At 67.4% G+C, this 24,600-nt stretch carries 25 protein-coding genes; 11 read left to right on the top strand and 14 right to left on the bottom strand.

Annotated features, from left to right (window positions below; all coding sequences use genetic code 11):
- Window positions 1–175: 175 nt before the first annotated feature.
- Genes LCM15_RS02885 through LCM15_RS02875 form a run of 3 tightly spaced genes read left to right on the top strand, consistent with a single transcriptional unit; the run spans window position 176 to window position 2,740 of the window.
- Window positions 176–1,603: a cytochrome ubiquinol oxidase subunit I gene (locus LCM15_RS02885; RefSeq protein ID WP_224852806.1), complete on the top strand. Its 1,428-nt coding sequence runs from the start codon at window positions 176–178 to the stop codon at window positions 1,601–1,603.
- Between the two features lie 16 nt (window positions 1,604–1,619).
- A complete protein-coding gene (gene cydB, locus LCM15_RS02880) occupies window positions 1,620–2,636 on the top strand; it encodes a cytochrome d ubiquinol oxidase subunit II (RefSeq protein ID WP_224852804.1) in 1,017 nt (338 codons plus the stop codon).
- The gene (locus LCM15_RS02875; RefSeq protein ID WP_224852802.1) at window positions 2,636–2,740 is read left to right on the top strand and encodes a DUF2474 domain-containing protein; all 105 of its coding nucleotides are present in this window, start codon (window positions 2,636–2,638) and stop codon (window positions 2,738–2,740) included. Before cydB ends, LCM15_RS02875 begins: the two co-directional genes overlap by 1 nt.
- Window positions 2,741–3,015: 275 nt before the next feature.
- Here LCM15_RS02875 and LCM15_RS02870 read toward each other — a convergent pair whose 3' ends face one another.
- The 12 genes from LCM15_RS02870 to LCM15_RS02815 form a co-directional block, all read right to left on the bottom strand.
- The gene (locus LCM15_RS02870; RefSeq protein ID WP_224852799.1) at window positions 3,016–3,588 is read right to left on the bottom strand and encodes a CvpA family protein; all 573 of its coding nucleotides are present in this window, start codon (window positions 3,586–3,588) and stop codon (window positions 3,016–3,018) included.
- A 40-nt stretch (window positions 3,589–3,628) separates the two neighbouring features.
- Window positions 3,629–4,993, bottom strand: a complete 1,365-nt coding sequence (gene radA, locus LCM15_RS02865) for a DNA repair protein RadA (RefSeq protein ID WP_224852797.1) — start codon at window positions 4,991–4,993, stop codon at window positions 3,629–3,631.
- Between the two features lie 57 nt (window positions 4,994–5,050).
- Complete coding sequence (locus LCM15_RS02860) at window positions 5,051–5,767, bottom strand: DNA repair protein (RefSeq protein WP_224852795.1); 717 nt, start codon at window positions 5,765–5,767, stop codon at window positions 5,051–5,053.
- Window positions 5,768–6,070: 303 nt separating this feature from the next.
- Window positions 6,071–6,538, bottom strand: a complete 468-nt coding sequence (locus LCM15_RS02855; RefSeq protein WP_224852793.1) for a paraquat-inducible protein A — start codon at window positions 6,536–6,538, stop codon at window positions 6,071–6,073.
- 4 nt (window positions 6,539–6,542) lie between these two features.
- On the bottom strand, window positions 6,543–6,926 hold the full coding sequence (locus LCM15_RS02850) for a hypothetical protein (protein ID WP_224852792.1): 384 nt from the start codon (window positions 6,924–6,926) through the stop codon (window positions 6,543–6,545).
- 3 nt (window positions 6,927–6,929) lie between these two features.
- Window positions 6,930–7,676 (bottom strand): ABC transporter ATP-binding protein, encoded by a 747-nt coding sequence (locus tag LCM15_RS02845; RefSeq protein ID WP_412103272.1) that lies wholly within the window; start codon window positions 7,674–7,676, stop codon window positions 6,930–6,932.
- Between the two features lie 17 nt (window positions 7,677–7,693).
- On the bottom strand, window positions 7,694–8,476 hold the full coding sequence (locus LCM15_RS02840; RefSeq protein ID WP_224852788.1) for an MlaE family ABC transporter permease: 783 nt from the start codon (window positions 8,474–8,476) through the stop codon (window positions 7,694–7,696).
- A complete protein-coding gene (gene alr / locus LCM15_RS02835) occupies window positions 8,473–9,510 on the bottom strand; it encodes an alanine racemase (RefSeq protein WP_224852786.1) in 1,038 nt (345 codons plus the stop codon). The genes LCM15_RS02840 and alr overlap by 4 nt, the downstream gene beginning before the upstream one ends.
- 61 nt (window positions 9,511–9,571) lie before the next feature.
- A complete protein-coding gene (locus LCM15_RS02830; RefSeq protein ID WP_224852784.1) occupies window positions 9,572–11,056 on the bottom strand; it encodes a replicative DNA helicase in 1,485 nt (494 codons plus the stop codon).
- A 245-nt stretch (window positions 11,057–11,301) separates the two neighbouring features.
- Window positions 11,302–11,982, bottom strand: a complete 681-nt coding sequence (locus LCM15_RS02825) for an orotate phosphoribosyltransferase (protein WP_224852782.1) — start codon at window positions 11,980–11,982, stop codon at window positions 11,302–11,304.
- 189 nt (window positions 11,983–12,171) lie between these two features.
- On the bottom strand, window positions 12,172–13,206 hold the full coding sequence (gene pyrC / locus LCM15_RS02820) for a dihydroorotase (RefSeq protein WP_224852780.1): 1,035 nt from the start codon (window positions 13,204–13,206) through the stop codon (window positions 12,172–12,174).
- A gap of 268 nt (window positions 13,207–13,474) precedes the next feature.
- Window positions 13,475–14,674 (bottom strand): cytochrome b/b6 domain-containing protein, encoded by a 1,200-nt coding sequence (locus LCM15_RS02815; RefSeq protein WP_224852778.1) that lies wholly within the window; start codon window positions 14,672–14,674, stop codon window positions 13,475–13,477.
- A gap of 183 nt (window positions 14,675–14,857) precedes the next feature.
- On the opposite strand from LCM15_RS02815, the gene fabD reads away from it, so the two are divergent.
- From fabD to LCM15_RS02800, 3 genes are all read left to right on the top strand, one after another.
- The gene (gene fabD / locus LCM15_RS02810; RefSeq protein WP_224852776.1) at window positions 14,858–15,799 is read left to right on the top strand and encodes an ACP S-malonyltransferase; all 942 of its coding nucleotides are present in this window, start codon (window positions 14,858–14,860) and stop codon (window positions 15,797–15,799) included.
- A 130-nt stretch (window positions 15,800–15,929) separates the two neighbouring features.
- Window positions 15,930–16,667 (top strand): 3-oxoacyl-ACP reductase FabG, encoded by a 738-nt coding sequence (fabG, locus tag LCM15_RS02805; protein ID WP_224852774.1) that lies wholly within the window; start codon window positions 15,930–15,932, stop codon window positions 16,665–16,667.
- Between the two features lie 218 nt (window positions 16,668–16,885).
- Entirely contained in the window at window positions 16,886–17,119 is a 234-nt protein-coding gene (locus LCM15_RS02800; protein WP_007800270.1) for an acyl carrier protein, read from the top strand.
- A 372-nt stretch (window positions 17,120–17,491) separates the two neighbouring features.
- Here the strand turns inward: LCM15_RS02800 and LCM15_RS02795 are convergent, their stop codons facing one another.
- Both LCM15_RS02795 and mazG read right to left on the bottom strand, forming a co-directional pair.
- Window positions 17,492–18,493, bottom strand: coding sequence for a Fe(3+) ABC transporter substrate-binding protein (locus tag LCM15_RS02795; protein ID WP_224852771.1), 1,002 nt, complete (start codon window positions 18,491–18,493; stop codon window positions 17,492–17,494).
- An 83-nt stretch (window positions 18,494–18,576) separates the two neighbouring features.
- Window positions 18,577–19,413, bottom strand: a complete 837-nt coding sequence (gene mazG, locus LCM15_RS02790) for a nucleoside triphosphate pyrophosphohydrolase (RefSeq protein WP_224852769.1) — start codon at window positions 19,411–19,413, stop codon at window positions 18,577–18,579.
- Window positions 19,414–19,476: 63 nt separating this feature from the next.
- Here mazG and LCM15_RS02785 point away from each other — a divergent pair, with 63 nt between their 5' ends.
- From LCM15_RS02785 to prfA, 5 genes are all read left to right on the top strand, one after another.
- Entirely contained in the window at window positions 19,477–20,637 is a 1,161-nt protein-coding gene (locus LCM15_RS02785) for a M20 aminoacylase family protein (protein WP_224852767.1), read from the top strand.
- Window positions 20,638–20,695: 58 nt separating this feature from the next.
- Complete coding sequence (locus LCM15_RS02780; RefSeq protein ID WP_224852765.1) at window positions 20,696–21,862, top strand: M20 aminoacylase family protein; 1,167 nt, start codon at window positions 20,696–20,698, stop codon at window positions 21,860–21,862.
- Between the two features lie 22 nt (window positions 21,863–21,884).
- Window positions 21,885–22,844 carry an agmatinase gene (gene speB, locus LCM15_RS02775; protein WP_224852763.1) on the top strand — a complete coding sequence of 320 codons (960 nt, stop codon included), beginning with the start codon at window positions 21,885–21,887 and terminating at the stop codon, window positions 22,842–22,844.
- Window positions 22,845–23,038: 194 nt separating this feature from the next.
- The gene (locus tag LCM15_RS02770; protein WP_224852761.1) at window positions 23,039–23,449 is read left to right on the top strand and encodes a DUF1499 domain-containing protein; all 411 of its coding nucleotides are present in this window, start codon (window positions 23,039–23,041) and stop codon (window positions 23,447–23,449) included.
- A gap of 93 nt (window positions 23,450–23,542) precedes the next feature.
- Window positions 23,543–24,592 (top strand): peptide chain release factor 1, encoded by a 1,050-nt coding sequence (gene prfA, locus LCM15_RS02765; RefSeq protein ID WP_224852759.1) that lies wholly within the window; start codon window positions 23,543–23,545, stop codon window positions 24,590–24,592.
- The last annotated feature ends 8 nt before the right edge of the window (window positions 24,593–24,600 follow it).

The raw sequence follows: 24,600 nt of genomic DNA, 5'->3' as shown, positions 1-24,600 counted from the left end.
CCCCCACATAATCGCATCCGCGATACATGTCACGGAAGGATCATAAAACTCTGCGCCTATGCAACCTCCGCACGAGCATGACGCGCGGCGGGCGCGACGCATTGCCGCGCTCCGCGACTGGCGCGGGCGGAAATCCGCTCTACTTGGTGGCGGGACCGCATATGGAGACCTCGGCATGGACACATTCCTCGGCCTCGACGCAACGCTGCTGGCGCGCATCCAGTTCGGCTTCACCGTGTCGTTCCACTTCATCTTTCCGGCGATCAGCATCGGGTTGGCAAGCTACCTCGCGGTTCTGAACGGGCTGTATCTCTGGACCAAGGACGCGGCCTACCGCGACGTCTTCAACTTCTGGGTCAAGATCTTCGCCATCGCTTTCGGCATGGGCGTGGTCTCGGGCATCGTCATGTCCTACCAGTTCGGCACCAACTGGTCGGTGTTCTCGGATCTGGCAGGGCCGGTCGTGGGTCCGCTGATGGCCTACGAGGTGCTGACCGCGTTCTTCCTTGAGGCCGGGTTTCTCGGCATCATGCTGTTCGGGCGCGAGAAGGTGGGGCCGGGGCTGCACATGTTCGCAACCGCCATGGTCGCGGTCGGCACCGCGATCTCGGCCACGTGGATCCTGTCGGTGAACTCGTGGATGCAGACGCCGCAGGGCTTTGGCGTCAACGCAGACGGGCAGTTCATCCCCGAGGACTGGTGGGCCATCGTCTTCACCCCGTCCTTTCCCTACCGCCTCGCGCATACGCTGACGGCGGCCTACCTGACCACGGCCTTTATCGTTGGCGGGGTCGGGGGCTGGCAGCTTCTGAGGGGCCGGGTGCACAACGCCGCGGCACGGCGGATGTTCTCGATGGCGATGTGGATGATCGTGGTGACCGCGCCGCTGCAGGTCATGGTGGGCCACGAGCACGGCCTCAACACGCTCGAGCATCAGCCGGTGAAGATCGCGGCGATGGAGGGGCATTTCCACAGCCACGAGGACGGCGCGCCGCTGATCCTGTTCGGGCTGCCGGATCAGGAGGCGGGCGAGATGCGCTACGAGCTCTCGATCCCGCACCTGAGTTCGGTGATTTTCGGTCTGGGCTGGAACGGCGCGATGGAGGGGCTCGACGTGGTGCCCGACGAAGAGGAGCCGCCGGTGGCGGTAATCTTCTGGTCGTTCCGGGTGATGGTGGGCCTCGGGTTTCTGATGGTGGGGGCCGGGCTCTGGGGGCTGGTGTCGCGCTGGCGCGGCAATCTCTACGCCTCGCCCTGGCTCTGGCGCGCGATGGTCGCGATGGGGCCGTCGGGGCTCGTGGCGGTGATCGCGGGCTGGATCACCACCGAGGTCGGACGGCAACCTTACGTGGTTTACAACCAGCTGCGCACCGCCGATGCGGTCTCTCCGCTGGGCGCAAGCGCCGTGGGCTGGTCGCTGATCGCCTTTATCGTGATCTATTTCGCCGTGTTCGGGGCAGGGGTGCTCTATATCCTGCGCCTGATGCACCGCGAACCCGACCTCGGCGAGCCAGATGTCGATGCCGAGCCCGGTCCGACCCGCGCCGCCGGCATCACGCCGCAGCAACAGTTCGACCGGGGCCGTTCGGCCCCGGCGGAATAAGCCGGAGGGACGCGCAATGGCACTCGATCTGACAACCGCATGGGCGCTGCTTCTGGCCTTCGCCGTCTTCGTCTACGTGGTGCTCGACGGCTTCGACCTCGGGCTTGGCATCCTCTACCCGTTCTTCCCCGAAAAGCAGGACCGCGACCTGATGATGAACAGCGTGGCCCCTGTCTGGGACGGCAACGAGACCTGGCTGGTGCTGGGGGGCGGCGGGCTGTTCGCGGCCTTCCCGCTGGCCTACGCGATCATCCTGCCGGCGACCTATCCGCTGATCATCGCCATGCTTCTGGCACTGGTGTTCCGGGGCGTTGCGTTCGAATTCCGCTGGCGTTCGGTCGGGATGTTCTCGCGCCGGACCTGGGACCTGGCGTTCATGGGCGGCTCGACCGTGGCGGCGCTGGCGCAGGGCATGACGCTGGGCACGCTGCTGCAGGGCATCACCGTTGAGGGCCGCGCCTATGCCGGCGGCTGGTGGGACTGGCTGACGCCGTTCACCCTGCTTTGCGGGGCTTCGGTCGTGGTGGGCTACGCGCTGCTGGGCGCCTGCTGGCTCAACCTCAAGACCGAGGGCGAGATCCAGGAGCGGGCGCGCTGGCTGGCCCGCATCGCGGGGCTGGTGACGGTGGGCGGCATCGTCGCGGTCAGCGCGGCGACCCCCTTCCTCGAGACCGCCTATTTCGAGCGTTGGCTGGTTTGGCCCGGCATTCTCGAGGTGGCCATCGTGCCGGTGCTCGTGGCGGTCCTGACGCTGTGGCTGGCGCGCGCGCTGACCTTCGGCAAGGGGCCGGACTGGCTGCCGCTGGTGTTGGCGCTGGGGCTGTTCCTGCTATGCTTCGCGGGGCTCGGCGTGTCCATGTGGCCCTACGTAATCCCGCCCTCGGTGACGCTGCAAGAGGCCGCTGCGCCTGAGAAATCGCAGATGTTCATGTTCGTGGGCGCGGTAGTGCTGGTGCCGATCATCCTTGCCTACACGGCCTATGCCTACTGGGTGTTCCGCGGCAAGATGAAGCTTGGCGAGGGCTATCACTGATGCCCGACCGGCTTCGCAAACTGGGCTGGTTCGTGCTGCTCTATCTCGGCGGGCTGGCGGTGATCAGCGCGGTTGCCTTCGCGATCCGAACGGTCTTGCTGTAGCGGCGGGACGCTGTTGCGCAGACGCAAGGCCGCAGACCGCCGGGCATCTCCGGTCCACTTCCGGGATGGCGATCGGGGTGGTCACCCGGCTTCGAGGTCCTTCGGACTTGGCCGGGGCAAATCGAGGATCTCTGCAGTCGGTCCGCCGCCCAGTGGACCTGCGATGCGCAGCGGGCGGTAAGGGAGCGATGTCCTCCGTCCGCAGGTGACACCAGAAACGAAAAGCGCGCGGCCCGGGGGCCGCGCGCTTTGCAATTCAGACTGTCGGAAGAGGCTCAGGCGTCGTTGTTGCCCGGCGCCTGACAGACCGCAACCAGGTCTTCGTACTGGCGGGTGACCCAGCCGAGCGCCGCCTGGGGGTTCTGCTCTTCGATGCGGTCGGTGAACTGGGCGAAGACCGCCGCCGAGCGCGAATTGTCGATCATCGGGATGCCCTGTGCGGTGATCACCGTCTGGTAGACGAAGAAACCGATTGCCACGAGCAGGATGCCGCGGGCGACCCCGAACATGAAGCCAAGCCCCTGATCGAGCCCGCCAAGCGCGGAGCGCTGCACCAGGCTCGAGAACACCGGCGTGAAGAGCGAGATCACCACCAGCGCCACCGCCAGCACCGCGGCAAAGGCGGCAATCAACGCCAGCTCGCAGCTGTCGGCGAGGAAGTCGCCGATCACCGGAGCCTCCTGAACCAGCGGCTGCACCTGTGGCGCGAACATGTAGGCGAGAATGGCGGCGGCGATCCAGCCGGCGATCGCCAGCGACTCGCGGACGAGGCCTCGCGAATAGGCCAGCAGTGCCGACAGCACGATGACGACGGCAACCACGCCATCAACTACAGTGAAACCTTCCATCCGATCCTGTCCCTTGTCGTCCCGGCCTGTGCGGGCCCTCTTAACCGGCGCCGAAGACCTCGCCAACCACGCTGGCGAGATCCGCCATTTCGGTCAGCTCCATCCCGGAACCCTTGGCCTTGCCGCCGCGCGGCAGAATGGCTGTGGAGAAACCAAGTTTCTGCGCCTCTTTCAACCGGTTTTCGGTCTGCCCGACCGGACGCAGCGCGCCTGATAGGCTGATTTCCCCGAAAACCACGGTTTCGGGCGGCACCGCCACGTCCTCGCGCGCCGAAAGCAGCGCTGCGGCGACGGCGAGATCGGCAGCCGGTTCGCTCACCTTCATGCCGCCCGCCACGTTGAGATAGACGTCGAGCCCGGCGAAGGGGATGCCGCAGCGCGCCTCGAGCACCGCGAGGATCATCGCCAGCCGGCTGCCGTCCCAGCCCACCACCGTGCGGCGCGGGTTGGCCTGCGGGGTGGGAGCGACCAGCGCCTGGAACTCGACCAGAACCGGTCGCGTGCCCTCGATGCCCGAGAACACCACCGAGCCGGGCGCTGGTTTGCCGCGCTCGGACAGGAACAGCGCCGAGGGGTTCGCTACCTCGGACAGACCCGCGCCGGTCATCTCGAAGACGCCGATCTCGTCGGCCGGGCCGAAGCGGTTCTTGACGCTGCGCAGGATGCGGAACTGGTGGCCGCGCTCGCCCTCGAAATAGAGCACCGTGTCGACCATGTGCTCGACCACGCGAGGGCCGGCGATCTGGCCGTCCTTGGTGACATGGCCGACCATGATGACGCTTGTGTTGCGGCTCTTGGCAAAGGTGGTCAGCTCATGCGCGGCGGCGCGCACCTGCGCCACCGAGCCCGGCGCCGAGCCCACGTTGTCGGCCCACATGGTCTGGATCGAGTCGATGATCGCCAGCGTCGGGCGCTCTTCCTCGAGCGTGGTCAGGATGTCGCGCAGGTTGGTCTCGGCGGCGAGCTTGACCGGCGCCTGCTCGAGCCCAAGCCGCTGCGCCCGCATCCGCACTTGCGCGCTGGCCTCTTCGCCGCTGGCATAGATGACCTTGAGACCGGCCTGCGCGAAGGCGGCGGCAGCCTGCAGCAGCAGGGTCGACTTGCCGATGCCCGGATCGCCTCCCACGAGGATCGCCGAGCCGGGCACCAGCCCTCCGCCCAGAACCCGGTCCAGCTCGCCGATGGCGCAGGCGGTGCGCGGCGGCGGGGCTTCGGGATGCGAGAGGTCGGTGAGCTTGGCGGCGCGGCCGCGCGCGTTGCCGAGGGTCTTGCCGGAGGGGCCGCTCGACAGCGGCGCCTCCTCGACGATGGTGTTCCATTCGCCGCAAGCTTCACAGCGCCCCGACCATTTCGAGGTGGTGTTGCCGCAGGACTGACAGACAAAGGTGGAGGATGCGCGCGCCATGCCGCCTCTTTGGCGCAGCGGCAGGGCAGGTGCAAGCGCCTCGCAGCGAGGCGGGAGTTATTCCGCCGCGCGCCGGGTGATAACCGCGACCATCGGGTCGGCCTGAACAGGCTCTTGCGCGTGGCTTTCCTCGCGCTCCGGGCCACGGACCCAGCCCGATTGCGCATCACGGAGCGCGGCGACGTTGTGCGCTCGCTCCTGCGGCTGGGACACCTGGATCTCGGGCAGGATGCCCTCGAGTTCGTCACGCAGACGCGACAGCTGGGACTCGGCCACGTCCTCTTCGAGTTCGACGCGCATGTGCCAGGTGCGGATCTCGTTGGCGACACGCTTGGCCTGCTCGAGGCGGATGTTGAAATCCTCGAGCTCCTGCTGACGCGCGGTGAGGAAATCGCGGGCGCGCTGCACCTTGCTGTCGGAATAGACGTCGGCAAGTTCGCGCGACACGTGGCTCATCTGCGCCGCCGCTTCCAGCACCGAAGGCTCTAGATCGCCAAGATCGGGGTGATCGCGCAGATAAGCGATGCGCTCGCGCACCGAGTCGAATTCCGAGGACAGCGTGAACACGCCCTCGCGGTCGGCGCGGTGCGAGGCGGAATAGGCACGAGCAACGTCGCGCATGGTCATGTGAAAGCGCCGGTGCGAGTTCTCCAGCGTCATGATGCGGGCGTTGGAGGGCAGGAAGAACATCAGCCCCAGCGCCAGAACCGTCAGGCCGAGCTGGATGTAGATGCCGGCCTGCGGAACGACCTGATCGCCGAAGGTGAGCGGCATGGTCAACCAATTTACATAACCGAGCGCGGCCGCCGCAGAATAAGCGCCAAGGCCAAGCCCCAGAGAGAGGAGCAACAGGTAGGAAACCCGCTGCATGAGATACTGTAGGAGAAGGGCCGTGGCACGCATCTGCGTCATCATGGGTTTATGCCCCCGGAGTAATTATGATTTGCATAAATTGGTAACGGCAAGAATACGCCGAAGGTTGCAATTTCACCTAGATTTTTTTTAAGACGGTCGGAACCTGACCGCAGGAATTAGCAAAATCTTAATCGAATCGCGGGATTGTCCCGCCGATTCGGATCAACCCAGGCGGGTCCTGTTCCGCGATTCCGCCAATGAAATCAGAAGCGATGCCAGGATGCAGCCGGTGAACAGGTAAAGCCCCCAAGCGGTTTCGATCCGGCCCACGCCGATGCCCTTCGCCAGTGTGATATATACCGCGATGAGAAAAATATCGGCCATCGCCAGCTTGCCGAGGAGGCTGACGGCGCCAAGAGCGCGCCGGTCGAGAATGCCAAACTGGATCAGCGCGAGGCCAAGCGTCTTGAGCCACGGCGCGAAGAGCGCGAACACCGTGACGACCAGCGCGAGGAAGATGTCGCTGCGCCACAGCGCCTGAAGGCCGGACAGGACACTGATCTCGTCCAGCCCGAACAGCGGCAGGAAACCCGCGCGCATCAGCGGCGCCGCCCAGGCCACCGGGTACAGCACGAGCAGCGCGAGATTGGCGGCTTTCAGGGCTGTTGCCATCCTGCGCGTGTTGGCCATCGCCTCAGACCAGACGGGTCGCCAGCCAGAGGCCGAAGAGCACGATCAGCACAATGACATGCGCGATGTCGAGCGCACGACCGCGGCGGCCCGGCAGGCCGGCACTGACGATGAGGCAGAGCGAGGGGATCAGGAGCGGCGCGATCCCGCCGCCGGTGGCCATGAACTGCGCCGCACCGGCCAGGAGGGCACCGCCGGTCAGGCCGGCGGCGGGCGCAAGCAGGACGATCGCGCCAAGCACCGCCAGCACCAGCGCCAGCAGGGCCGCCCATCGCGACGGGCCCGAGGCACGGATGATGCGGGCCAGCGCCAGAACGGCGACAAGCTCGAGAAAGAGGAAGCGCTTGAAGAACAGGAAGGCTAGCAGGATGGGGCTGGGCTCGAGCATGGTCTACCTCACGGATTCGATCGGGCCCTCGGCGCGCCCGTGGATGAACTGTTGCAGATACGGGTCGTCGGCGCGGTCCATCTCGCCCACGGGGCCGGTCCACTTGATGACGCCGTCATGCAGCATCGCCACGTCATCGGCGATGGCGCGCACCGAACTCATGTCGTGGGTGATGGTCATCGCGGTCGCGCCCATCTCGGTGACGATCTTGCGGATCAGGTCGTTGATGACGCCGGCCATGATCGGGTCGAGCCCGGTGGTGGGCTCGTCGAAGAAGATGATCTCGGGGTCGGCGGCGATGGCGCGCGCGAGGCCCACACGCTTCTGCATCCCGCCCGATAACTCGGCGGGAAAGGCATCGGCCACGTCGGGGGTCAGGCCCACGCGGCGCAGCTTCTCGATGGCGATCTCGCGCGCATGGCGCTTGGGCTTCCTGAGCGCACCGCGCAGCAGGCGGAAGGCGACGTTCTGCCAGACCGGCAGCGAATCGAACAGCGCGGCGCCCTGAAACAGCATTCCGAACCGGGCGAGGAACGCGTCCCGGTCGCCCTCGTGCACGTCGTGGCCATCGACGAGGATCTGCCCGGCATCTGGCTCGATCAGGCCAAGCACGCATTTCAGCGTCACCGACTTGCCGGTGCCCGAGCCGCCGATGACCACCATCGAGGTGCCGCGCGGAATGCTCAGATCCACATCGCGTAGCACGGGCTTGGAACCGAAGGCCTTGGCCACGTGGCGCAGCTCGATCATCGGGGGGCGGGTCTCGGTCATATCGAGAAGAACACCCCCGTGATCAGGAAGTTGGCCGCGAGGATCAGCACCGCCGCCGCCTCGACCGAACCCTTGGTGGCGCGGCCAACGCCCTGCGCGCCGCGACCGGATGTCATGCCGAAATAGCAGCCCATCAGCGCCGCGATGCCGCCGAAGGCACAGCCCTTGACCAGCGACGACACGATGTCGAGCGGCTCGAGGAAATCGACCGTGTTCTTAAGGTATGCCGCCGCGTTGAACCCGAGCGAGCCGGTGGCGACGACGTAGCCACCGAAAATGCCGATCACGTCGCCCACGGCCACCAGCAGCGGCACCACGAGCAGCGCCGCCAGAAGGCGCGGCGCGACGAGGTACTTCATCGGGTGGGTCGAGAGTGTGACCAGCGCGTCGATCTGCTCGGTCACCTTCATGGTGGCGATCTCGGCGGCGATGCTCGAGGTCACGCGCGCGGCGATCATCAGCCCCACGAGCACCGGCCCGAGCTCGCGCACCATGCCGATGGCGACGATCTGCGGCACCACCGCCTCGGCGTTGAAGCGTGCCCCGCCGGAATAGATCTGCAGCGCCAGCGCGCCACCGGTGAACACCGCCGTCAGCCCGACCACCGGCAGCGACAGCCAGCCGATCTGCAGAAGCGCATTGAGGAACTCGCGCCCATAGAAGGGCGGGCGGACCACGTGGCTAATCGCAGATCCCGCGAACAGCGTCACACGGCCAATGGCGGCCAGCAAAGCCAGAGCCGAACGGCCGATCAGCGCCAGTGGCGTGGCAAGGCTCATGCCCCGGTATAGGTCCGGTCGTAGCGGGTCCCGAGCGAGGTCAGCACCTCGTAGCCGATGGTGCCGATGGCATCCGCCACGGTGTCGACGCCCTGTTTCCGGCCCAGCAGCTCGACTTGCTCGGGCACCTCCTTGAGCGCCGACACGTCGACGGTGATCAGGTCCATCGAGACCCGTCCGAGGATCTTGCAGCGGGTGTTGCCGGCCCAGACATAGCCCTTTGGGGCGAGCGCCCGGTGGATGCCGTCGGCGTAGCCCGCGGCAATGGTGGCGACCTTGGTGGGCACGCGCGCCACCCATGCGTTGCCATAGCCCACCGACTCGCCCGGCGTGACCTCGCGGGTCTGGATCACCGGCAGCGCCAGCTCGACCACTGGCGTGGCATCGGCAAAGGGCAGACCGCCATAGATGCCGATGCCGGGGCGGGTCAGCTCGAAATGGTAGTCCGGCCCCAGCAGGATGCCGCCGGTGGCGGAGAGCGAGCGCGGCGCCTCGATGTCGTCGGTCATCTCGCGGAAGGTGCGCAGCTGCAGCGCGTTCATGCCGTGCTCGGGCTCGTCGGCGCAGGCCAGATGCGACATCACCAGCCGCGGCTTCTGCGCCAGCGCGATCTCGCGCAGCGCCGCCCATTCCGAAGGCTCCATGCCGAGCCGGTTCATGCCGCTGTCGAGCTGTATGCCGAACGGATGGGCGGGCAGGGCCTCGACATGGCGCAGCATCTGGTCGATCGAGTTGATCATCGGCACGAGGTTGGCGGCGCGCAGCCGCTCCGCGTCGCCCTTCATGTGGCCCGAGAACACGCAGATCTCGGGGCCTTCGCCCAGCACCCGGCGCAGCGTCACGCCTTCCGAGGCGATGGCGACGAAGAAGCGCCTGGCGCCTTCGTCGGCGAGAACCGGGGCGACCTTGTCGACCCCCAGCCCGTAGGCATCCGCCTTCACGACGGCCCCGGCCTCGCCGGTGGTGAGGTCTGCGAGCGCGCGCCAGTTGGCGCGGATCGCGGCGAGGTCGATCGTAAGGTGTGCCTGTGCCATGGCTCGCTTGAAATCCAACCCTGCAGGGGCGTCAAGTGGGAAAGCGGTCGCGGGCGGCGGCTCAGAAGCCGTCGCCGTCCTGCTGCCACGGTTTGACCAGATTGCCGAAGCGGGTGAACTGGCTTTCGAAGGACAGCTCGACCGTGCCGATGGGACCGTGACGCTGCTTGCCGATGATCACCTCGGCCTTGGCGTGCAGGCGGCTCATGCGCTCCTGCCACGCCGCCATCTCGTCGAGCCGGTCGTCCGAGGGCTTCTCCCGCTCGACATAGTATTCCTCGCGGAACACGAACATCACCACGTCGGCGTCCTGCTCGATCGAGCCCGATTCGCGAAGGTCCGAGAGCTGCGGCCGCTTGTCGTCGCGGCTTTCCACCTGACGCGACAGCTGCGACAGCGCGATCACCGGGATGTTGAGTTCCTTGGCGATGGCCTTGAGGCCCATCGAGATCTCGGCGATCTCCTGCACCCGGTTATCGGCGGTGCCGCGCAGCAGCTGCAGGTAGTCGACGATGATGAGGTCGAGCCCGTGGGTCCGCTTCAGGCGCCGCGAGCGCGCCGCGACCTGGCTGATCGGCAGGGCCGGGGTGTCGTCGATGAAGAGCGGGCAGGCCTCGAGATCCTTCGCGGCCTCGACAAAACGGCGGAATTCCTTCTCGTCCATGTCGCCCTGGCGGATCTTGTGGCTCGAGATCTCGGAGGCCTCGGCAAGGATACGACCGGCGAGCTGCTCGGCGCTCATCTCGAGGCTGAAGAAGCCCACGACGCCACCGTCGATGGCGCCCTCCGAGCCGTCATGCTTCTGGCCGCGTTTGTAGGCCTTGGCGATGTTGAAGGCGATGTTGGTGGCGAGCGACGTCTTGCCCATCGAGGGACGCCCGGCGAGGATCAGAAGGTCCGACGGGTGCAGGCCGCCGAGCTTCTTGTCCATGTCGATGAGGCCGGTAGAGATGCCGGCAAGCCCGCCCTCGCGCTGGTAGGCGGCGTTGGCGACGTTCACCGCCTCGGTCACGGCGCGCAGGAACGATTGGAAGCCGCCCTCGGTCTGGCCTTGCTCGGCCAGCTTGTACAGCGCCTGTTCGGCCTCGACGATCTGTTCCTTGGGCTCGGATTTCACGTCGACCTTGGCGGCCTTCGAGGCGATGTCGCGGCCCAGCTGGATCAGGTCGCGGCGCACCGCGAGGTCATAGATCATCTGGGCGTAGTCGCGCACCGCGAAGCTCGACACCGCGGCACCGGCGAGACGGGCGAGGTAGGCCGGCCCGCCCAGCTCCTTGAGGCCCTCGTCATCCTCCATGAACGCCTTCAGCGTCACCGGGGAGGCGAGGTTGTTCTTGGCGATGCGCGCGGCGGCGATCTCGTAGATGCGGGCGTGCACCGGCTCGAAGAAATGGTGCGCGCTGAGGATCGCGGCCACCCGGTCGTAGATGTCGTTGTTGGTCAGGATCGCGCCCAGCAGCTGCTGTTCGGCCTCGATCGAATGCGGCATCGTTTCCGGCTGCTCGACCTCGACGCCGGTCGGATTGAACACGCTGTGATCGTTCATTGCTCTGCCCTGTCCTTGCCTGTCTCTGACCCGTTATGCCCCGGCCCGGGTGGTTGGTGCGTGATAGCCAATGAAGGCGCAAACACCAATCGGGATATGTGTGTGGACAACCGGAGGATAAGCCGGTGGAGATCGTGGGCGGCGCCCACGACCGTCTTCATATCGTATCACGGCGAAATATTGCCGCAACATTTAGAGCGGTGGTCGCGATTCTCCCCAGCGCGGTGGCTGGGGAGAAAACCGGCCTATGCGCCGTTTTCCGCCTGCCATTTGCGCGGATCGGCGAGGAAGGCCTCGACCTGCGCCAGGGTGTCGGCGTCAAAGCCGCCGCGCGCCTTCGCCTCGGCCAGCACGTCGTGCCAGGTGCAGAGATAGTGCAGCTCGACCCCGTGATCGCCGAGCGTCTTGGTGGTCTCGGGGAAGATGCCGTAATAGAAGATCACCGCCGTGTGGGCACAGCTGGCGCCGGTCTCGCGGATCGCGTCGACGAAGCTCAGCTTGGAGCCGCCATCGGTGGTCAGATCCTCCACCAGAAGCACCCGCTGGCCTTCGCTCATCACGCCCTCAATGCGGGCATTGCGGCCATAGCCCTTGGGCTTCTTGCGCACATAGGTCATCGGCAACGCCATGCGCTCGGCCACCAGGGCGGCAAACGGGATGCCAGCGGTCTCGCCGCCGGCGATGTTGTCAAACGCCTCGAAGCCTGCGTTGCGCATCACGGTGACGGTGAGGAAATCCATCAGCGTGGCGCGCACCCGCGGGAAGGAGTTCGGCTTGCGGCAGTCGATATAGACCGGCGAGGGCAGGCCGGAGGCCAGCTTGAACGGCGCGCCGTTCTCCATGAAATGCACCGCCCCGATCTCCCACAGCATCCGCGCGGTGAGGCGAGCCATTTCTTCGGACGAGGGATAGGACGAGGGGATCATCGGGCAGACTCCTGACTGAAAGACGCCGCCCCTCTAGCCCGAAACCGGCCCCGCAGGGAAGGCCCCGCATCTTCTCTGGTTCGACAAATACCTCGGGGTGAATGCCGCGCGCCCTGCGCGGCAGAGGGGCAGCGCCCCTCGCACCGGCCCGAGGGGCCGGTGCCGTCAGCTCTTACCGTACCCCTAGGCTCAGACCACGCGCCAGTGCAGCGGAAAGCCGGGATCGAACACGGTGACCGGGCCGTCGCCTGTCTCGATCTTTTCGGGATAGCGCACCGCATCGCCCTTCTCGAGCGTGATCCGCGCCTCGTTCGGTGCGAGCCCGTAGAAGGCCGGTCCGTTGAGCGAGGTGAAGGCCTCGAGCCGGTCGAGCGCGCCTTGCTGCTCGAACACCTCCGCCAGCACCGACATGGTGTTGGTGGCGGTGAAGCAGCCGGCGCAGCCGCAGGCGCTTTCCTTGTTGGGATCGGTATGCGGCGCGCTGTCGGTGCCGAGGAAGAAGCTCTTGTCTCCGCTCGTCGCCGCCTCGAGCAGGGTCTGGCGATGGGTCTCGCGCTTGGCCACGGGCAGGCAGTAGTAATGTGGCTTGATGCCGCCGACGAGGATGTGGTTGCGGTTGATCACCAGGTGATGCGTGGTGATCGTGGCCCCCAGCGTGTCGCCGCCCGCGCGGGCGTAGTCGACGCCGTCCTTGGTGGTGATGTGCTCCATCACCACCCGCAGGCCCGGCGTGGCGCGGCGGATCGGATCGAGCACGCGGTCGATGAACACCGCCTCGCGGTCGAAGATGTCGACATCGCCATCGACCACCTCGCCATGCACGCAGAGCGGAATGCCGTGCTCGGCCATGGTCTCGAGCACCGGGCGGACCTTGTCGAAATCGCGCACGCCCGAGGCCGAGTTGGTGGTGGCCCCCGCGGGGTAGAGCTTCACCGCGGTGATGATGCCTTGGGCCTTGGCCTTCGCGACATCCGCCGGGTCGGTCTCCTCGGTGAGGTAGAGCGTCATCAGCGGCGTGAAGTCGCTGCCCTCGGGGATGCCGGCGCGGATGCGTTCGCGATAGTCCGCCGCCTGCGCGCCGGTCACCACCGGGGGCATGAGGTTGGGCATGATGATGGCGCGCCCGAAATGGCGCGCGGTCTCGGGGGTCACGGCGCGCAGCATCGCGCCATCGCGCAGGTGCAGGTGCCAGTCGTCGGGGCGTCGCAAGGTGATCTGGGTCATGGCCGAGCCGATAGCACGCAGCGAGGGCCCGGGCCAGCGCGAAGCGCCCAGCGCGCCGTGCCGCAACCGCATCGGGCGCTGCGCCATGTCGCACCAGAGGTGCGCCTCCCAAAAAGAGAGGGGGGCGCTGCCCCCTCTTGGCGCTGTGCGCCAATTCACCCCCGAGGTATTTTTGAACCAAAGAAGCCAGGAGCGCTGTGCCTCTGGCTTCTCTTCGTCAAAAATACTCCCGCCGGAGGCAGCCCGGCCCGCGGGGCCGGGGCAGGCCTCAGGTGTCGTCGCTGCGGGTGGCGGTCAGCTCCACCAGTACCTCGACCTCGAAGCTCAGCTGGCCGGGGTCGGCCATGTTGTCGCCGATGCCATAGTTGCGCCGGTCGAGCGTCGTGCGGCCTTCCATCTTCGCGGTGTCGCCGTCGAGGGTCAGGCTGAAGGGCAGGGTGACGGGCATCTCGGCGCCCTTGAGCGACAGCGTGCCCTGCGCCTCGTAGCCATCGGCCGCGTTCACGATGTCGGCGCGGAAGCTGGCAGTGGGAAAGTCGTCGGCGGCGAAGAAGTCCGCGCCGAGCGCCTGGCTGGTGACCGAGCCGAGCGTCAGCGAGGGGATGGAGATCGTCACCTCGACCTCGCCGGCCTTGCCCGGTGCGTCCTGCGGCTCGAAGCTGATCGCCGCTGTCCAGTCGGCGAAGCTGCCGGTGACCTCGGAGCCCATCTGCACGAGGCTGATCGAGAGCGTGCCCTCCTCGACCTGCCAGTCCGAGGCGGCGGCTTCCAGCGCCGGGGTCTCGCCGCGCTCGTCGGTGGTGAAATACCCCGCCGCCGCGCCGCCGCCGAGCACCGCGATCCAGGCCGCGAGCGCCAGCACCGCCGGGGCCGCGCCGCCGTGGCGCGCGCCGGGCCGTCCTGCCGGCGCGCCACGGGCCATGCGGCGCAGGGTGGCGTCGCGGTCCAGCACGGCGTGCTTGATGGCGCCGGCCACGTGCAGCACGAGAGCGCCCACCAGCAGCCACTGCGCGAGGAAATGCACCGTCGCGAAGGTCTCGGCCAGGGCCGGATCGTTCGGTACGAACGGAAGATCCTGTCCGAAGGGCCACCAGATCGGCGCGAATCCGTCGGTCGCGGCGTGCTCGATCCAGCCCGACAGCGGCACGATCACCAGCGCCGCGTAGAGCGCCCAGTGCACGGCCTCCGCCAGCGTGGTCTCGGCGCGGCGCTCGGGGTGCAGCGGCACCGGGCGCGGTTGCACGATGGCCCAGAGGATGCGTCCCAGCGCCAGCAGGAAGATCGCCACGCCGAGCGTCTTGTGGGTCGAGAACAGCGCCGTCTTGAGCGCGATCTGGTCCGCATCCTGCATCGGCGCGAGATGCGCGATCCAGCCGAGCGGGATCATCATCAGGATGCCGAGCGCGATCAGCCAGTGGAAAGTCCGCGCGAGGCTGCCGTAGGAGGTGGCGGTGTTGGAAAGGGGCATCCGGGGGTCCTGTCGGGTGGGGGTGTTACGGCGTTCAACCTAGCGATGCTGCGCCGCAGCGCAATTGCGGAGCGGCGCACAGATCACGTGCGTGAGCGTTGCGAAGCCACGGCAACGGCGCTAAGGGAGGCCTCCAACGGCACGGCAGACGTGCGCAAACCGCAACAGTTGGGAGGACCGCAGATGTCCCGAGCATTCATTTTCCCCGGCCAGGGCGCACAGGCGATCGGCATGGGCAAGGCGCTGGCCGAGGCCTACCCGGCGGCGCGCGCTGTGTTCGAGGAGGTCGACGAGGCGTTGGGCCAGAAGCTCTCTGCGCTGATCTGGGAGGGCGAGGCCGAGACGCTGACCCTGACCGAGAACGCCCAGCCGGCGCTGATGGCCACCTCTCTTGCGGCGATGCGCGCGCTTGAGGCCGAGGGCATCGATATCTCAGCCGCGAGCTTCGTGGCCGGTCACTCGCTGGGGGAATACTCCGCGCTCACCGCCGCCGGTGCGCTCAGCATCGCCGATGCGGCGCGGCTGCTGCGCACCCGCGGGCGCGCCATGCAGCAGGCGGTTCCGGTGGGCGAGGGCGCCATGGCGGCGCTGCTCGGGCTGGATCTCGCCACCGCGCAGGCGGTGGCGGCAGAGGCCGCGCAGGGCGGCGGCGTCTGTGCTGCGGCCAATGACAACGATCCCGCGCAGGTGGTGATCTCGGGCAGCAAGGCCGCGGTCGAGCGCGCCGTCGAGATCGCTAAGGAAAAGGGCGCCAAGCGCGCCGTGATGCTGCCGGTGAGCGCGCCGTTCCATTGCGAGCTGATGGCGCCCGCCGCAGACGTCATGGCCGAGGCGCTCTCCGCGGTCGAGATCGCCGCGCCGCGCGTGCCGCTGGTCGCCAACGTGCGCGCCAGCGCAGTCACCGATCCCGCCGAGATCCGCGCCCTGCTGGTCGAGCAGGTGACCGGATCGGTGCGTTGGCGCGAGTCGGTGGAATACATGGTGGCGCAGGGCGTCAGCGACTTCTGGGAAATCGGCGCCGGCAAGGCCCTGACCGGCATGGTGCGCCGCATCCACCGCCCGGCGGGCGTTCAGACCGTGGGCACGCCCGAGGATGTGGCCAAGGTGCTGGAAGCGGCCGAGTAAGGCCCCTTTTGCCGCGCAAGCGGGCGCCTCGCGCGGCGCGCGCTTGCGCTGCACGCAGGCCGATGCGATACGCGACAGCAAGCACCAAGACCTGACAGAACTGACAAGAGATAGAGAGGCAAGCCGAGCCATGTTCGATCTGACTGGAAAATGCGCGCTGATCACCGGGGCTTCCGGGGGCATCGGGGGGGCGATCGCCAAGGCGCTGCACGAGGCCGGCGCGACGGTGGGGCTCTCGGGCACCCGCGAGGCGCCGCTGCAGGCGCTGGCCGAGGAGCTGGGCGAGCGGGCCTTCGTGCTGCCCTGCAACCTGTCCGACCCCGAGGCGGTGGCGGCGCTGCCGAAGCAGGCGGCCGAGGCGATGGGCAGCGTCGACATCCTCGTCAACAATGCCGGTATCACCCGCGACAACCTCTTCATGCGGATGTCGGACGATGAGTGGCAGTCGGTGCTCGACGTCAACCTCACCGCCACCTTCAAGCTCTGCAAGGGTGTGCTGCGCGGCATGATGAAATCCCGCTGGGGCCGCATCGTGAACATCTCGTCGGTCGTCGGCGCCACCGGCAACCCCGGGCAGGGCAACTATGCCGCCGCCAAGGCCGGCATGGTCGGCATGTCGAAGTCGCTGGCCTACGAGGTCGCCTCGCGCGGGATCACCGTCAACGCGGTGGCGCCGGGCTTCATCGAGACCGCGATGACCGACAAGCTGAACGACGAGCAGAAGGGCGGGATCCTCGGCCAGATTCCGGCGGGCCGAATGGGCAGCGCCGACGAGATCGCCTCGGCGGTGCTCTACCTCGCGAGCCCCGAGGCAGGCTACGTGACCGGCGCCACGTTGCATGTAAACGGCGGCATGGCGATGCTGTAAAAGCGTGTTTCATCAGGGGCGGAAAGCATTTGCCAACCCGGTCCCTTATGATATAGGCGCGCAGTGAACGAGGCCGGGGGGTGCGATCCGTCGCACTGCAAGGCCGGACCCGGACCATCCGGGGTTGAGGCGCCCGCTAAGGGCGAAGTTGAGCCACCACCCCGGTGGGGCAAGGGCAGAGAGGGCCGCAGGGCCCGGACAAATGTGAGGACGGAAACATGAGCGATATCCCTGATCGCGTGCGCAAGATCGTTGTCGAGCATCTCGGCGTTGAAGAAGACAAGGTGACCGAGAGCGCCTCGTTCATCGACGATCTGGGCGCAGACAGCCTCGACACCGTCGAGCTGGTCATGGCCTTCGAGGAAGAGTTCGGCATCGAGATCCCGGACGACGCCGCCGAGACGATCCAGACCTTCGGCGATGCGGTCAAGTTCATCAAGGAAGCGTCGTAAGCGACGCCTCCGGACCGACCGGAAGTTATCAAGCGGCGTCCCCTTGGGGCGCCGTTTTCGTTTCGTGCGGGCGCGTGTCCTGCTCCGGCGGGGCGCCGCGTGAGGGCCCTCGTGCCGTTGGGGGCGCTGCCCCCGCCCGCGCTTGCGCGCGGACTCCCCCGGGATATTTTCGGCCAGAAGAAGACATGGGCGCAGCGCCCCTGGCTTCTCTTCGTCAAAAATACTCCCGCCGGAGGCAGGCCGGGGATGGCGTCCGGGTGCTGGTTCCGGGGCAGGGCGCTGGGAACGGACAAGAAAAAGGCGGCGGACAGGAGAAAGGCGCGGGCCCCGAAGAGCACCGCGCCTGAGATCGGTCACCGGGTGGGCGGCCGGTCAGCCGTCGAAATCGACCTCTTCGATGATGCGCAGCGCATCGGCGCGCAGGTCGGCCAGCGTCATCAGGTTGACGTCGTCGGCCTCAAAGCTGCCCCAGCCCTGCACGAGCTCGTCGGCCTCGGTGCCGGGCGCGATCGGGTATTCGTAGTTGGCGTGGGCATAGATTTCCTGTGCCTCGGGCTGGGTCAGGAATTCCATCATCTTCAGCGCGTTCTCGCGGTTCGGCGCGGATTTGGTCATCGCCACGCCGGAGATGTTCACGTGGGTGCCGGCGCCCTCGAACTCGGGGAACAGCACGTTGACCGACTCGGCCCATTCGGTCTGCTCGTCATCCTCGAGCATCTTGCCCATGTAGTAGGTGTTGCCGAGCGAGATGTCGCATTCGCCGGACCAGATCGCCTTGACCTGGGCGCGGTCATTGCCCTGCGGCTTGCGCGCGAGGTTGGACTTCACGCCCTCGAGCCAGGTCTTGGTCTCTTCCTCGCCGTGGTGGTGCAGCATCGCCGAGACCAGCGCCACGTTGTAGGGATGGGTGCCCGAGCGCGTGCAGATGCGGCCTTCCCACTTGGGGTCGGCGAGATCCTCGTAGCTGGTCACCTCGGAGGGATCGACGCGGTCCTTGGAGGCGTAGACGATGCGCGCGCGGGTGGTCAGGCCGAACCAGTGACCCTCGGGGTCGCGGTACTGTTCCGGCACGTTCTCGTTCAGCACGTCGCTGTCGACCGCCTGCGTCAGCCCGGCATTGACCACCGCCGAGAGACGCGAGATGTCCACGGTGAAGACCAGATCGGCGGGCGAGCGGTCGCCCTCGGCCTGCAGCCGTTCGACCATGCCCTTGTCGAGGAAAGCCACGTTGACGTCGATGCCGGTGGCCTCGGTGAAGGCTTCGGTCAGCGGCGCCAGCAGCTCCGGCTGGCGGTAGGAATAGAGGTTCACCTCTTCGGCCAGAGCCGGGCTCACGGTCGCGATCAGGGCAAGGGCGGTGGTTGCAAGGCGCATATATCGGTCTCCCATCGGTGCGGATTGCAGATGGCGGGACATAACCTGATCGTTTTGGTCGGGTCAATGACCGACTGGTTCTATCAGGATTTTTCGGCCTTCTCCTGCGCCTTGGCCGCGTCCCAGAGCGCGTCCATCTCTTCGAGCGTGCTGTCCTCGGGACGCTTGCCGCGCGCAGCCAGCCCCGCCTCGATCGCTTCGAAGCGGCGGGTGAACTTGGCATTGGTGCCGCGCAGCGCCGCTTCGGGGTCGATGCCCAGATGCCGCGCGAGGTTGGCCATGACGAAGAGCAGGTCGCCGAACTCCTCTTCGACATGGGCGGGATCGCGGGCCTCGCGCAGTTCCTGCGCCTCCTCGACGATCTTGTCGATAACCCCGTCGGTCGAGGGCCAGTCAAAGCCCACCCGCGCGGCGCGCTTTTGCAGCTTCACCGCGCGCAGCAGCGCCGGCAGCCCCAGCGCCACGCCGTCGAGCACACCCTTCTCGGCCCGCGCCGCGCGCTCCTCGGCCTTGATCGCCTCCCAGTCCGAAACCTGCTGTTCGGGGGATTTGGCGTTCGATTCGTCGCCGAACACGTGGGGATGCCGGGCGACCATCTTGTCGGACATGGTGTCGGCCACCTCGTCGAAGGTGAACAGCCCGCGCTCGCTGGCCATCTGGGCGTGGAACACCGACTGGAACAGCAGATCGCCCAGCTCGCCCTTCAGCTCGCCCCAGGCCTCGCGCTCGATGGCGTCGGCGACCTCGTAGGCTTCCTCGATGGTGTAGGGCGCGATGGTGGCAAAATCCTGCGCCACGTCCCACGGACAGCCGGTCTCGGGATCGCGCAGCCGGCGCATGATCTCGAGCAGGCGCGGCATGCCGCCCTTCGGGTCGTGGATCAGGTCTTGCGGCGCTGCGTTGCTCTGCGTGTCGCTCATGGACTTCCCCCGCGTTTCGGTATTGGGTGCAGTCCTGCGCCAAGGAAGTTCCGGAGTCCACCCATGCCCATCGTCAACCGCATCGCCGATTACGCCGAGGAGATGAAGACCTGGCGGCGGCATCTGCACCGCAATCCCGAGCTTAGCCTCGAGTGTCACGAGACCGCCGCCTTCGTGGTCGAGCGGCTGCGCGAGTTCGGCATCACCGACATTCACACGGGCATCGCGACAAGCGGCGTGGTGGCGATCGTCGAGGGGCAGGGCGCGGGGCCCGTCACCGGCCTGCGCGCCGACATGGACGCGCTGCCGATGGACGAGGATACCGGCGCGGAGCACGCCTCGGAGGTGCCGGGCAAGATGCACGCCTGTGGCCATGACGGCCACACGACGATGCTGCTGGGCGCCGCGAAATACCTGGCCGAGACCCGCAACTTCGCGGGCAAGGTGGCGCTGATCTTCCAGCCTGCGGAAGAGACCATCGGCGGCGGCCGCATCATGGTCGAGGAAGGCATCATGGAGCGCTTCGGCATCGAGCAGGTCTATGCGCTGCACACCGATCCGTCGCGCCCGCTGGGCGAGATCGCCACGCGGCCCGGCCCGCTGATGGCGGCGGTTGACGATTTCGAGCTGCGCCTCACCGGGCGCGGCGGTCATGCGGCGCATCCCGACACCTGCATCGATCCCATTCCCTGCGCGCTGGCCATCGGGCAGGCGCTGCAGACGGTGCCGGCGCGCAACACCGATCCCCTGGAATCTCTGGTGGTCTCGCTCACCGTGGTGCAGACCGGCTCGGCCACCAATGTGATCCCCGAGACCGCCTATCTCGCCGGGACCGTGCGCAGCTTTGATCCCGGCATCCGCGACATGGCCGAACGGCGCATCCGCGAGATCGTCGCCGGGCAGGCCATGGCCTATGGGGTCACCGCCGAGCTCGACTACGAGCGCAACTATCCCCCGACCATCAACCACGCCGAGCAGACCGCCTTTGCCGTCGGCGTCGCGCGCGAGGTGGTCGCCGAGGTGATCGACGACAGCGTGCCCTCGATGGGGGCCGAGGATTTCTCCTACATGCTTGAGGCCCGGCCGGGTGCGTTCCTTTATCTCGGGCAGGGCGAGGGGCCATTCTGCCACCATCCGAAGTTCGATTTCAACGACGAGGCGGCACCGATCGGGGCGAGCTTCTTTGCCAAGCTGATCGAGGCCCGCCAGCCCTTGCAGCGCTGAGCGCTTTGGGGTTCGATAGGCGAAAGCGGGCTCGGGGGAGCCTTCGAAGGAGACCGACATGCCCGTCATCAATTCCATCGCCGCCGAGGCCGACACGCTGACCGCGTGGCGTCGGCACCTGCATCAGAACCCCGAACTGCTGTTCGATTGCGTCAAGACGTCCGCGTTCGTGGTCGAGCAGCTCAAAGGCTTCGGCATTTCCGAGATCCATACCGGCATCGCGAAGACCGGCGTGGTGGCGATCATCGAGGGGCGCGAACCCGGGCGCACCATCGGGCTGCGCGCCGACATGGACGCGCTGCCGATGGAGGACCTTTCGGGCACCGAGCACGCCTCGAAGGTGCCGGGCATGGCGCATACCTGCGGTCATGACGGCCACACCACGATGCTTCTGGGCGCGGCCAAGTACCTCGCCGAGACCCGCAACTTCGCCGGCCGCGTGGCGCTGCTGTTCCAGCCCGCCGAAGAGGGCGGCGGCGGCGGCAAGGTGATGGTCGAAGAGGGCATCATGGACCGTTTCGACATCGAAGAGGTCTACGGCATCCACAACTCGCCGGGCGATCCCGAGGGCCATATCCACACCGCGCCGGGCCCGCTCATGGCCTCGGCCGACGAGTTCCGCATCGACATCACGGGCGTCGGTGGCCACGGCGCCGAGCCGCAGGAGAGCGCCGACCCGATTCCTGCGGCCTCGGCCATGGTGCAGGCGCTGCAGAGCATCGTCAGCCGCAACGTCTCGGCCATCGACAAGCTGGTGGTCTCGGTGACGCAGATCCATGCCGGCACCGCGCATAACATCATTCCCGGCACGGCCTTCCTTGCCGGGACGGTGCGGAGCTTCCGGCCCGAGATCCGCGACCTCGCCGAGAAACGCCTGCGCGAGATCGCCGAGTTGCAGGCGCAGGTCTATGGCTGTACCGCCAGCGTGACCTATGAGCGTGGCTATCCGCCGACGGTCAACCACGCCGAACAGACGCGCTTTGCCGCGCAGGTGGCGCGCGAGGTGGTGGGGCCCGAGAACGTGCGCGACGACATCGATCCGATCATGCCGGCCGAGGATTTCTCCTACATGCTCGAGGCGCGCCCCGGCGCCTACCTGTTCCTCGGGCAGGGTGACACGCCGAACTGCCACCACCCGCAATACGATTTCAACGACGCGATCGCGCCGATGGGTGCGAGCTTCTTCGCGCGGCTGGTCGAGACCGCGCTGCCGCTCAAGAGCTGACAGGACAAGGCCGAGGACCATCATGGCGCTGGAAGACGCAAAGACCCAGATCGATCACGCCTTCACCCGCGAGGAGCTGAAGGGGCCGAGTTTCGAGAACGTGTTCGGCGGTGCCACATCGTTCCTGCGGCGCAAGTACACCAAGGACCTGCGCGGCGTCGACGTGGCGGTGACCGGCGTGCCCTTCGATCAGGCGGTGACCAACCGCAGCGGCACGCGGCTCGGGCCGCGCGCGATCCGCGAGGCATCGCTGCTGCAGCCTTGCGATGCGCCCTACGGCTGGGGCTATGACGTGCTGAGCGAGTTCGCCATCGCCGATTACGGCGATCTGGCCTTCGATTATGCCAACGTGCCGGCCTTCCCGGCGACGCTCGAGGCGCACGCGAAGGGCATCCTCGATCAGGGGGCGGCGATGGTGACGCTGGGGGGCGATCACTCGATCACCCTGCCGCTGCTCAAGGCCCATGCGGCCAAGTACGGCCCGCTGAGCGTGATCCAGTTCGACGCCCACACCGACACCTGGGCGGATGACGATTTTGACCGCATCGATCACGGCACCTTCATGTACAAGGCGGTGAAGCTGGGTCTGGTCGATCCGACGCGGTCGGTGCAGATCGGCATCCGCACCGACAATCCCGACACGCTGGGCTTTCACATCCTCGACGCGCGCGCAGTGCACGGGCAAGGGCCCGAGGCGATCGTGGCGCAGGCCAAGGCGATCGTCGGCGACCACCCGGTTTACCTGACCTTCGACATCGACGCGCTCGATCCGGCCTTCGCGCCGGGCACCGGCACGCCGGTCTGGGGCGGGCTGACCAGTCATCAGGCGGCGGTGATGCTGCGCGGGCTGGCGGGGATCGACCTCAAGGGCGGCGACGTGGTCGAGGTCTCTCCGCCCTTCGACACCACCGGCGCCACCGCCATCGCCGGCGCACATGTGGCGACCGAGCTGCTCTGCCTCTGGGGCTGGACGCGCCGCTAGCGCCCGGCCCCAGTGACCGCCAGTGAGTGCGCGGGATACCGCGAACGATGGCCCGTCGGCCTTTTCCTGCCGGCGGAATCATGGGAACACGGGGACGCCCGCCTATCGGGTGGTCCGTCCCGAGAGACCCGGTCGCCATGCGCGGTCCGGGATCTGTTCCGACCCAACTGAAAGACCTGAAAGGACCGGTCTCCGTGCGTAAGATATTCTGGCTCATCGTGCTTGTTGTCATCGGCGGTCTGGCCTGGATCCGGCTCGCCCCGTCCGATCCCGGGGTGTGGCATGTCGATCCCAAGGTCTCGGCGGATCAGGATCTGGCCCATGGCGTGCGCCGCCGGGTGCCCGGCGATGATGCGATGATCGCCATGCTGCACCGGATCATCCTCGAGACGCCGCGCACGGAAGTCCTTGCCGGCAGCCCCGATGATGGCCGCGTGACCTATCTCACGCGCTCGCAGTGGATGGGCTTCCCCGACTATACCACGGTGCAACTCGACGACGGGTTCATCGAGATCTACGCCCGGCAGCGTTTCGGGCAGTCCGACATGGGCACCAACAAGGCCCGCGTCGACGGCTGGCTGGGGCGGCTCAACACCGTCGAGTGAGCCCGTGCCGGCAGCCCGCGGGCGCGGAAATCTCGCCCGCGCCGCAGCGCCCGCCCTTGACCCGCCGATGGTTTCGGGGAAGACAGTTGCGCCATGATCCCCTCTGACCGTCTTCAGCAAATTCGTGAACGTTTCGAGTATCTCGAGGCCCGCCTGGCCCAGGGATCGGGCGACATTGCCGCGCTTGGCCGCGAATATGCCGAGCTGCGCCCCGTGGTCGAACAGATCCGCGACTGGACCAGCCTGCAGGCCGAGCTTGGCGAGGCCGAGGCGATGCTGGACGATCCCGAGATGAAGGAGCTGGCCGAGGAGGAGCTTCCCGCTCTGCGCGCGCGCCTGCCCGAGGCAGAGAAGGCGCTGCAGCTGGCGCTTCTGCCGAAGGATGCCGCCGATGCGCGGCCCGCCATGCTCGAGATCCGGCCCGGAACCGGCGGCGAAGAAGCAGCGCTGTTCGCCGGCGATCTGGCGCGCATGTACCAGCGCTATGCCGAGGCGCGGGGATGGCGCTGGGAGGTGATCGAGGAACAGCCCACCGAGCTTGGCGGCCTGCGCGAGCTGGTGGTGCGCATCGAGGGCGAGAACGTCTTCGCCCGGCTGAAGTTCGAATCCGGCGTGCACCGCGTCCAGCGCGTGCCCGAGACCGAGAGCGGCGGCCGCATCCACACCTCCGCCGCCACCGTGGCGGTGCTGCCCGAGGCCGAGGCCGTCGACATCGACATCGCCGCCGCCGACATCCGCATCGACACCATGCGCGCCTCGGGGGCGGGCGGGCAGCACGTCAACACCACCGACTCGGCGGTGCGCATCACCCACGTGCCTACCGGCATCGTGGTGACCAGTTCCGAGAAGTCACAGCACCGCAACCGCGAGATCGCGATGAACGTGCTGCGCACGCGGCTGTTCGACCTCGAGCGCCAGAAAGCCGCCGATGCCCGCGCCTCGGATCGCAAGGCGCAGGTCGGCTCCGGCGACCGCTCCGAGCGCATCCGCACCTACAACTTCCCGCAGGGCCGCCTAACCGATCACCGCATCGGCCTGACGCTCTACCGGCTCGAGCAGATCCTCGCGGGCGATCTGGACGAGATCATCGACGCGCTCACAGCCGACGCGCAGGCGGCGCAGCTTGCGGAGATGGGCGCGTGAGCGCAGAC

The organism is Salipiger bermudensis (assembly GCF_020171625.1).
Taxonomy (GTDB): domain Bacteria; phylum Pseudomonadota; class Alphaproteobacteria; order Rhodobacterales; family Rhodobacteraceae; genus Salipiger; species Salipiger bermudensis_B.
The sequence above is the reverse complement of the archived record's forward strand: the minus strand, read 5'-3'. Positions and strand labels throughout refer to the sequence as shown.

Excerpts from the sequence above, each read along its gene's own strand:
- LCM15_RS02885 (WP_224852806.1), top strand. The coding sequence starts at position 176 with ATGGACACATTCCTCGGCCTCGACGCAACGCTGCTGGCGCGCATCCAG.
- cydB (WP_224852804.1), top strand. The coding sequence starts at position 1,620 with ATGGCACTCGATCTGACAACCGCATGGGCGCTGCTTCTGGCCTTCGCC.
- LCM15_RS02875 (WP_224852802.1), top strand. The coding sequence starts at position 2,636 with ATGCCCGACCGGCTTCGCAAACTGGGCTGGTTCGTGCTGCTCTATCTC.
- LCM15_RS02870 (WP_224852799.1), bottom strand. The coding sequence starts at position 3,588 with ATGGAAGGTTTCACTGTAGTTGATGGCGTGGTTGCCGTCGTCATCGTG.
- radA (WP_224852797.1), bottom strand. The coding sequence starts at position 4,993 with ATGGCGCGCGCATCCTCCACCTTTGTCTGTCAGTCCTGCGGCAACACC.
- LCM15_RS02860 (WP_224852795.1), bottom strand. The coding sequence starts at position 5,767 with ATGCCGCTCACCTTCGGCGATCAGGTCGTTCCGCAGGCCGGCATCTAC.
- LCM15_RS02855 (WP_224852793.1), bottom strand. The coding sequence starts at position 6,538 with ATGGCCAACACGCGCAGGATGGCAACAGCCCTGAAAGCCGCCAATCTC.
- LCM15_RS02850 (WP_224852792.1), bottom strand. The coding sequence starts at position 6,926 with ATGCTCGAGCCCAGCCCCATCCTGCTAGCCTTCCTGTTCTTCAAGCGC.
- LCM15_RS02845 (WP_412103272.1), bottom strand. The coding sequence starts at position 7,676 with ATGATCGAGCTGCGCCACGTGGCCAAGGCCTTCGGTTCCAAGCCCGTG.
- LCM15_RS02840 (WP_224852788.1), bottom strand. The coding sequence starts at position 8,476 with ATGAGCCTTGCCACGCCACTGGCGCTGATCGGCCGTTCGGCTCTGGCT.
- alr (WP_224852786.1), bottom strand. The coding sequence starts at position 9,510 with ATGGCACAGGCACACCTTACGATCGACCTCGCCGCGATCCGCGCCAAC.
- LCM15_RS02830 (WP_224852784.1), bottom strand. The coding sequence starts at position 11,056 with ATGAACGATCACAGCGTGTTCAATCCGACCGGCGTCGAGGTCGAGCAG.
- LCM15_RS02825 (WP_224852782.1), bottom strand. The coding sequence starts at position 11,982 with ATGATCCCCTCGTCCTATCCCTCGTCCGAAGAAATGGCTCGCCTCACC.
- pyrC (WP_224852780.1), bottom strand. The coding sequence starts at position 13,206 with ATGACCCAGATCACCTTGCGACGCCCCGACGACTGGCACCTGCACCTG.
- LCM15_RS02815 (WP_224852778.1), bottom strand. The coding sequence starts at position 14,674 with ATGCCCCTTTCCAACACCGCCACCTCCTACGGCAGCCTCGCGCGGACT.
- fabD (WP_224852776.1), top strand. The coding sequence starts at position 14,858 with ATGTCCCGAGCATTCATTTTCCCCGGCCAGGGCGCACAGGCGATCGGC.
- fabG (WP_224852774.1), top strand. The coding sequence starts at position 15,930 with ATGTTCGATCTGACTGGAAAATGCGCGCTGATCACCGGGGCTTCCGGG.
- LCM15_RS02800 (WP_007800270.1), top strand. The coding sequence starts at position 16,886 with ATGAGCGATATCCCTGATCGCGTGCGCAAGATCGTTGTCGAGCATCTC.
- LCM15_RS02795 (WP_224852771.1), bottom strand. The coding sequence starts at position 18,493 with ATGCGCCTTGCAACCACCGCCCTTGCCCTGATCGCGACCGTGAGCCCG.
- mazG (WP_224852769.1), bottom strand. The coding sequence starts at position 19,413 with ATGAGCGACACGCAGAGCAACGCAGCGCCGCAAGACCTGATCCACGAC.
- LCM15_RS02785 (WP_224852767.1), top strand. The coding sequence starts at position 19,477 with ATGCCCATCGTCAACCGCATCGCCGATTACGCCGAGGAGATGAAGACC.
- LCM15_RS02780 (WP_224852765.1), top strand. The coding sequence starts at position 20,696 with ATGCCCGTCATCAATTCCATCGCCGCCGAGGCCGACACGCTGACCGCG.
- speB (WP_224852763.1), top strand. The coding sequence starts at position 21,885 with ATGGCGCTGGAAGACGCAAAGACCCAGATCGATCACGCCTTCACCCGC.
- prfA (WP_224852759.1), top strand. The coding sequence starts at position 23,543 with ATGATCCCCTCTGACCGTCTTCAGCAAATTCGTGAACGTTTCGAGTAT.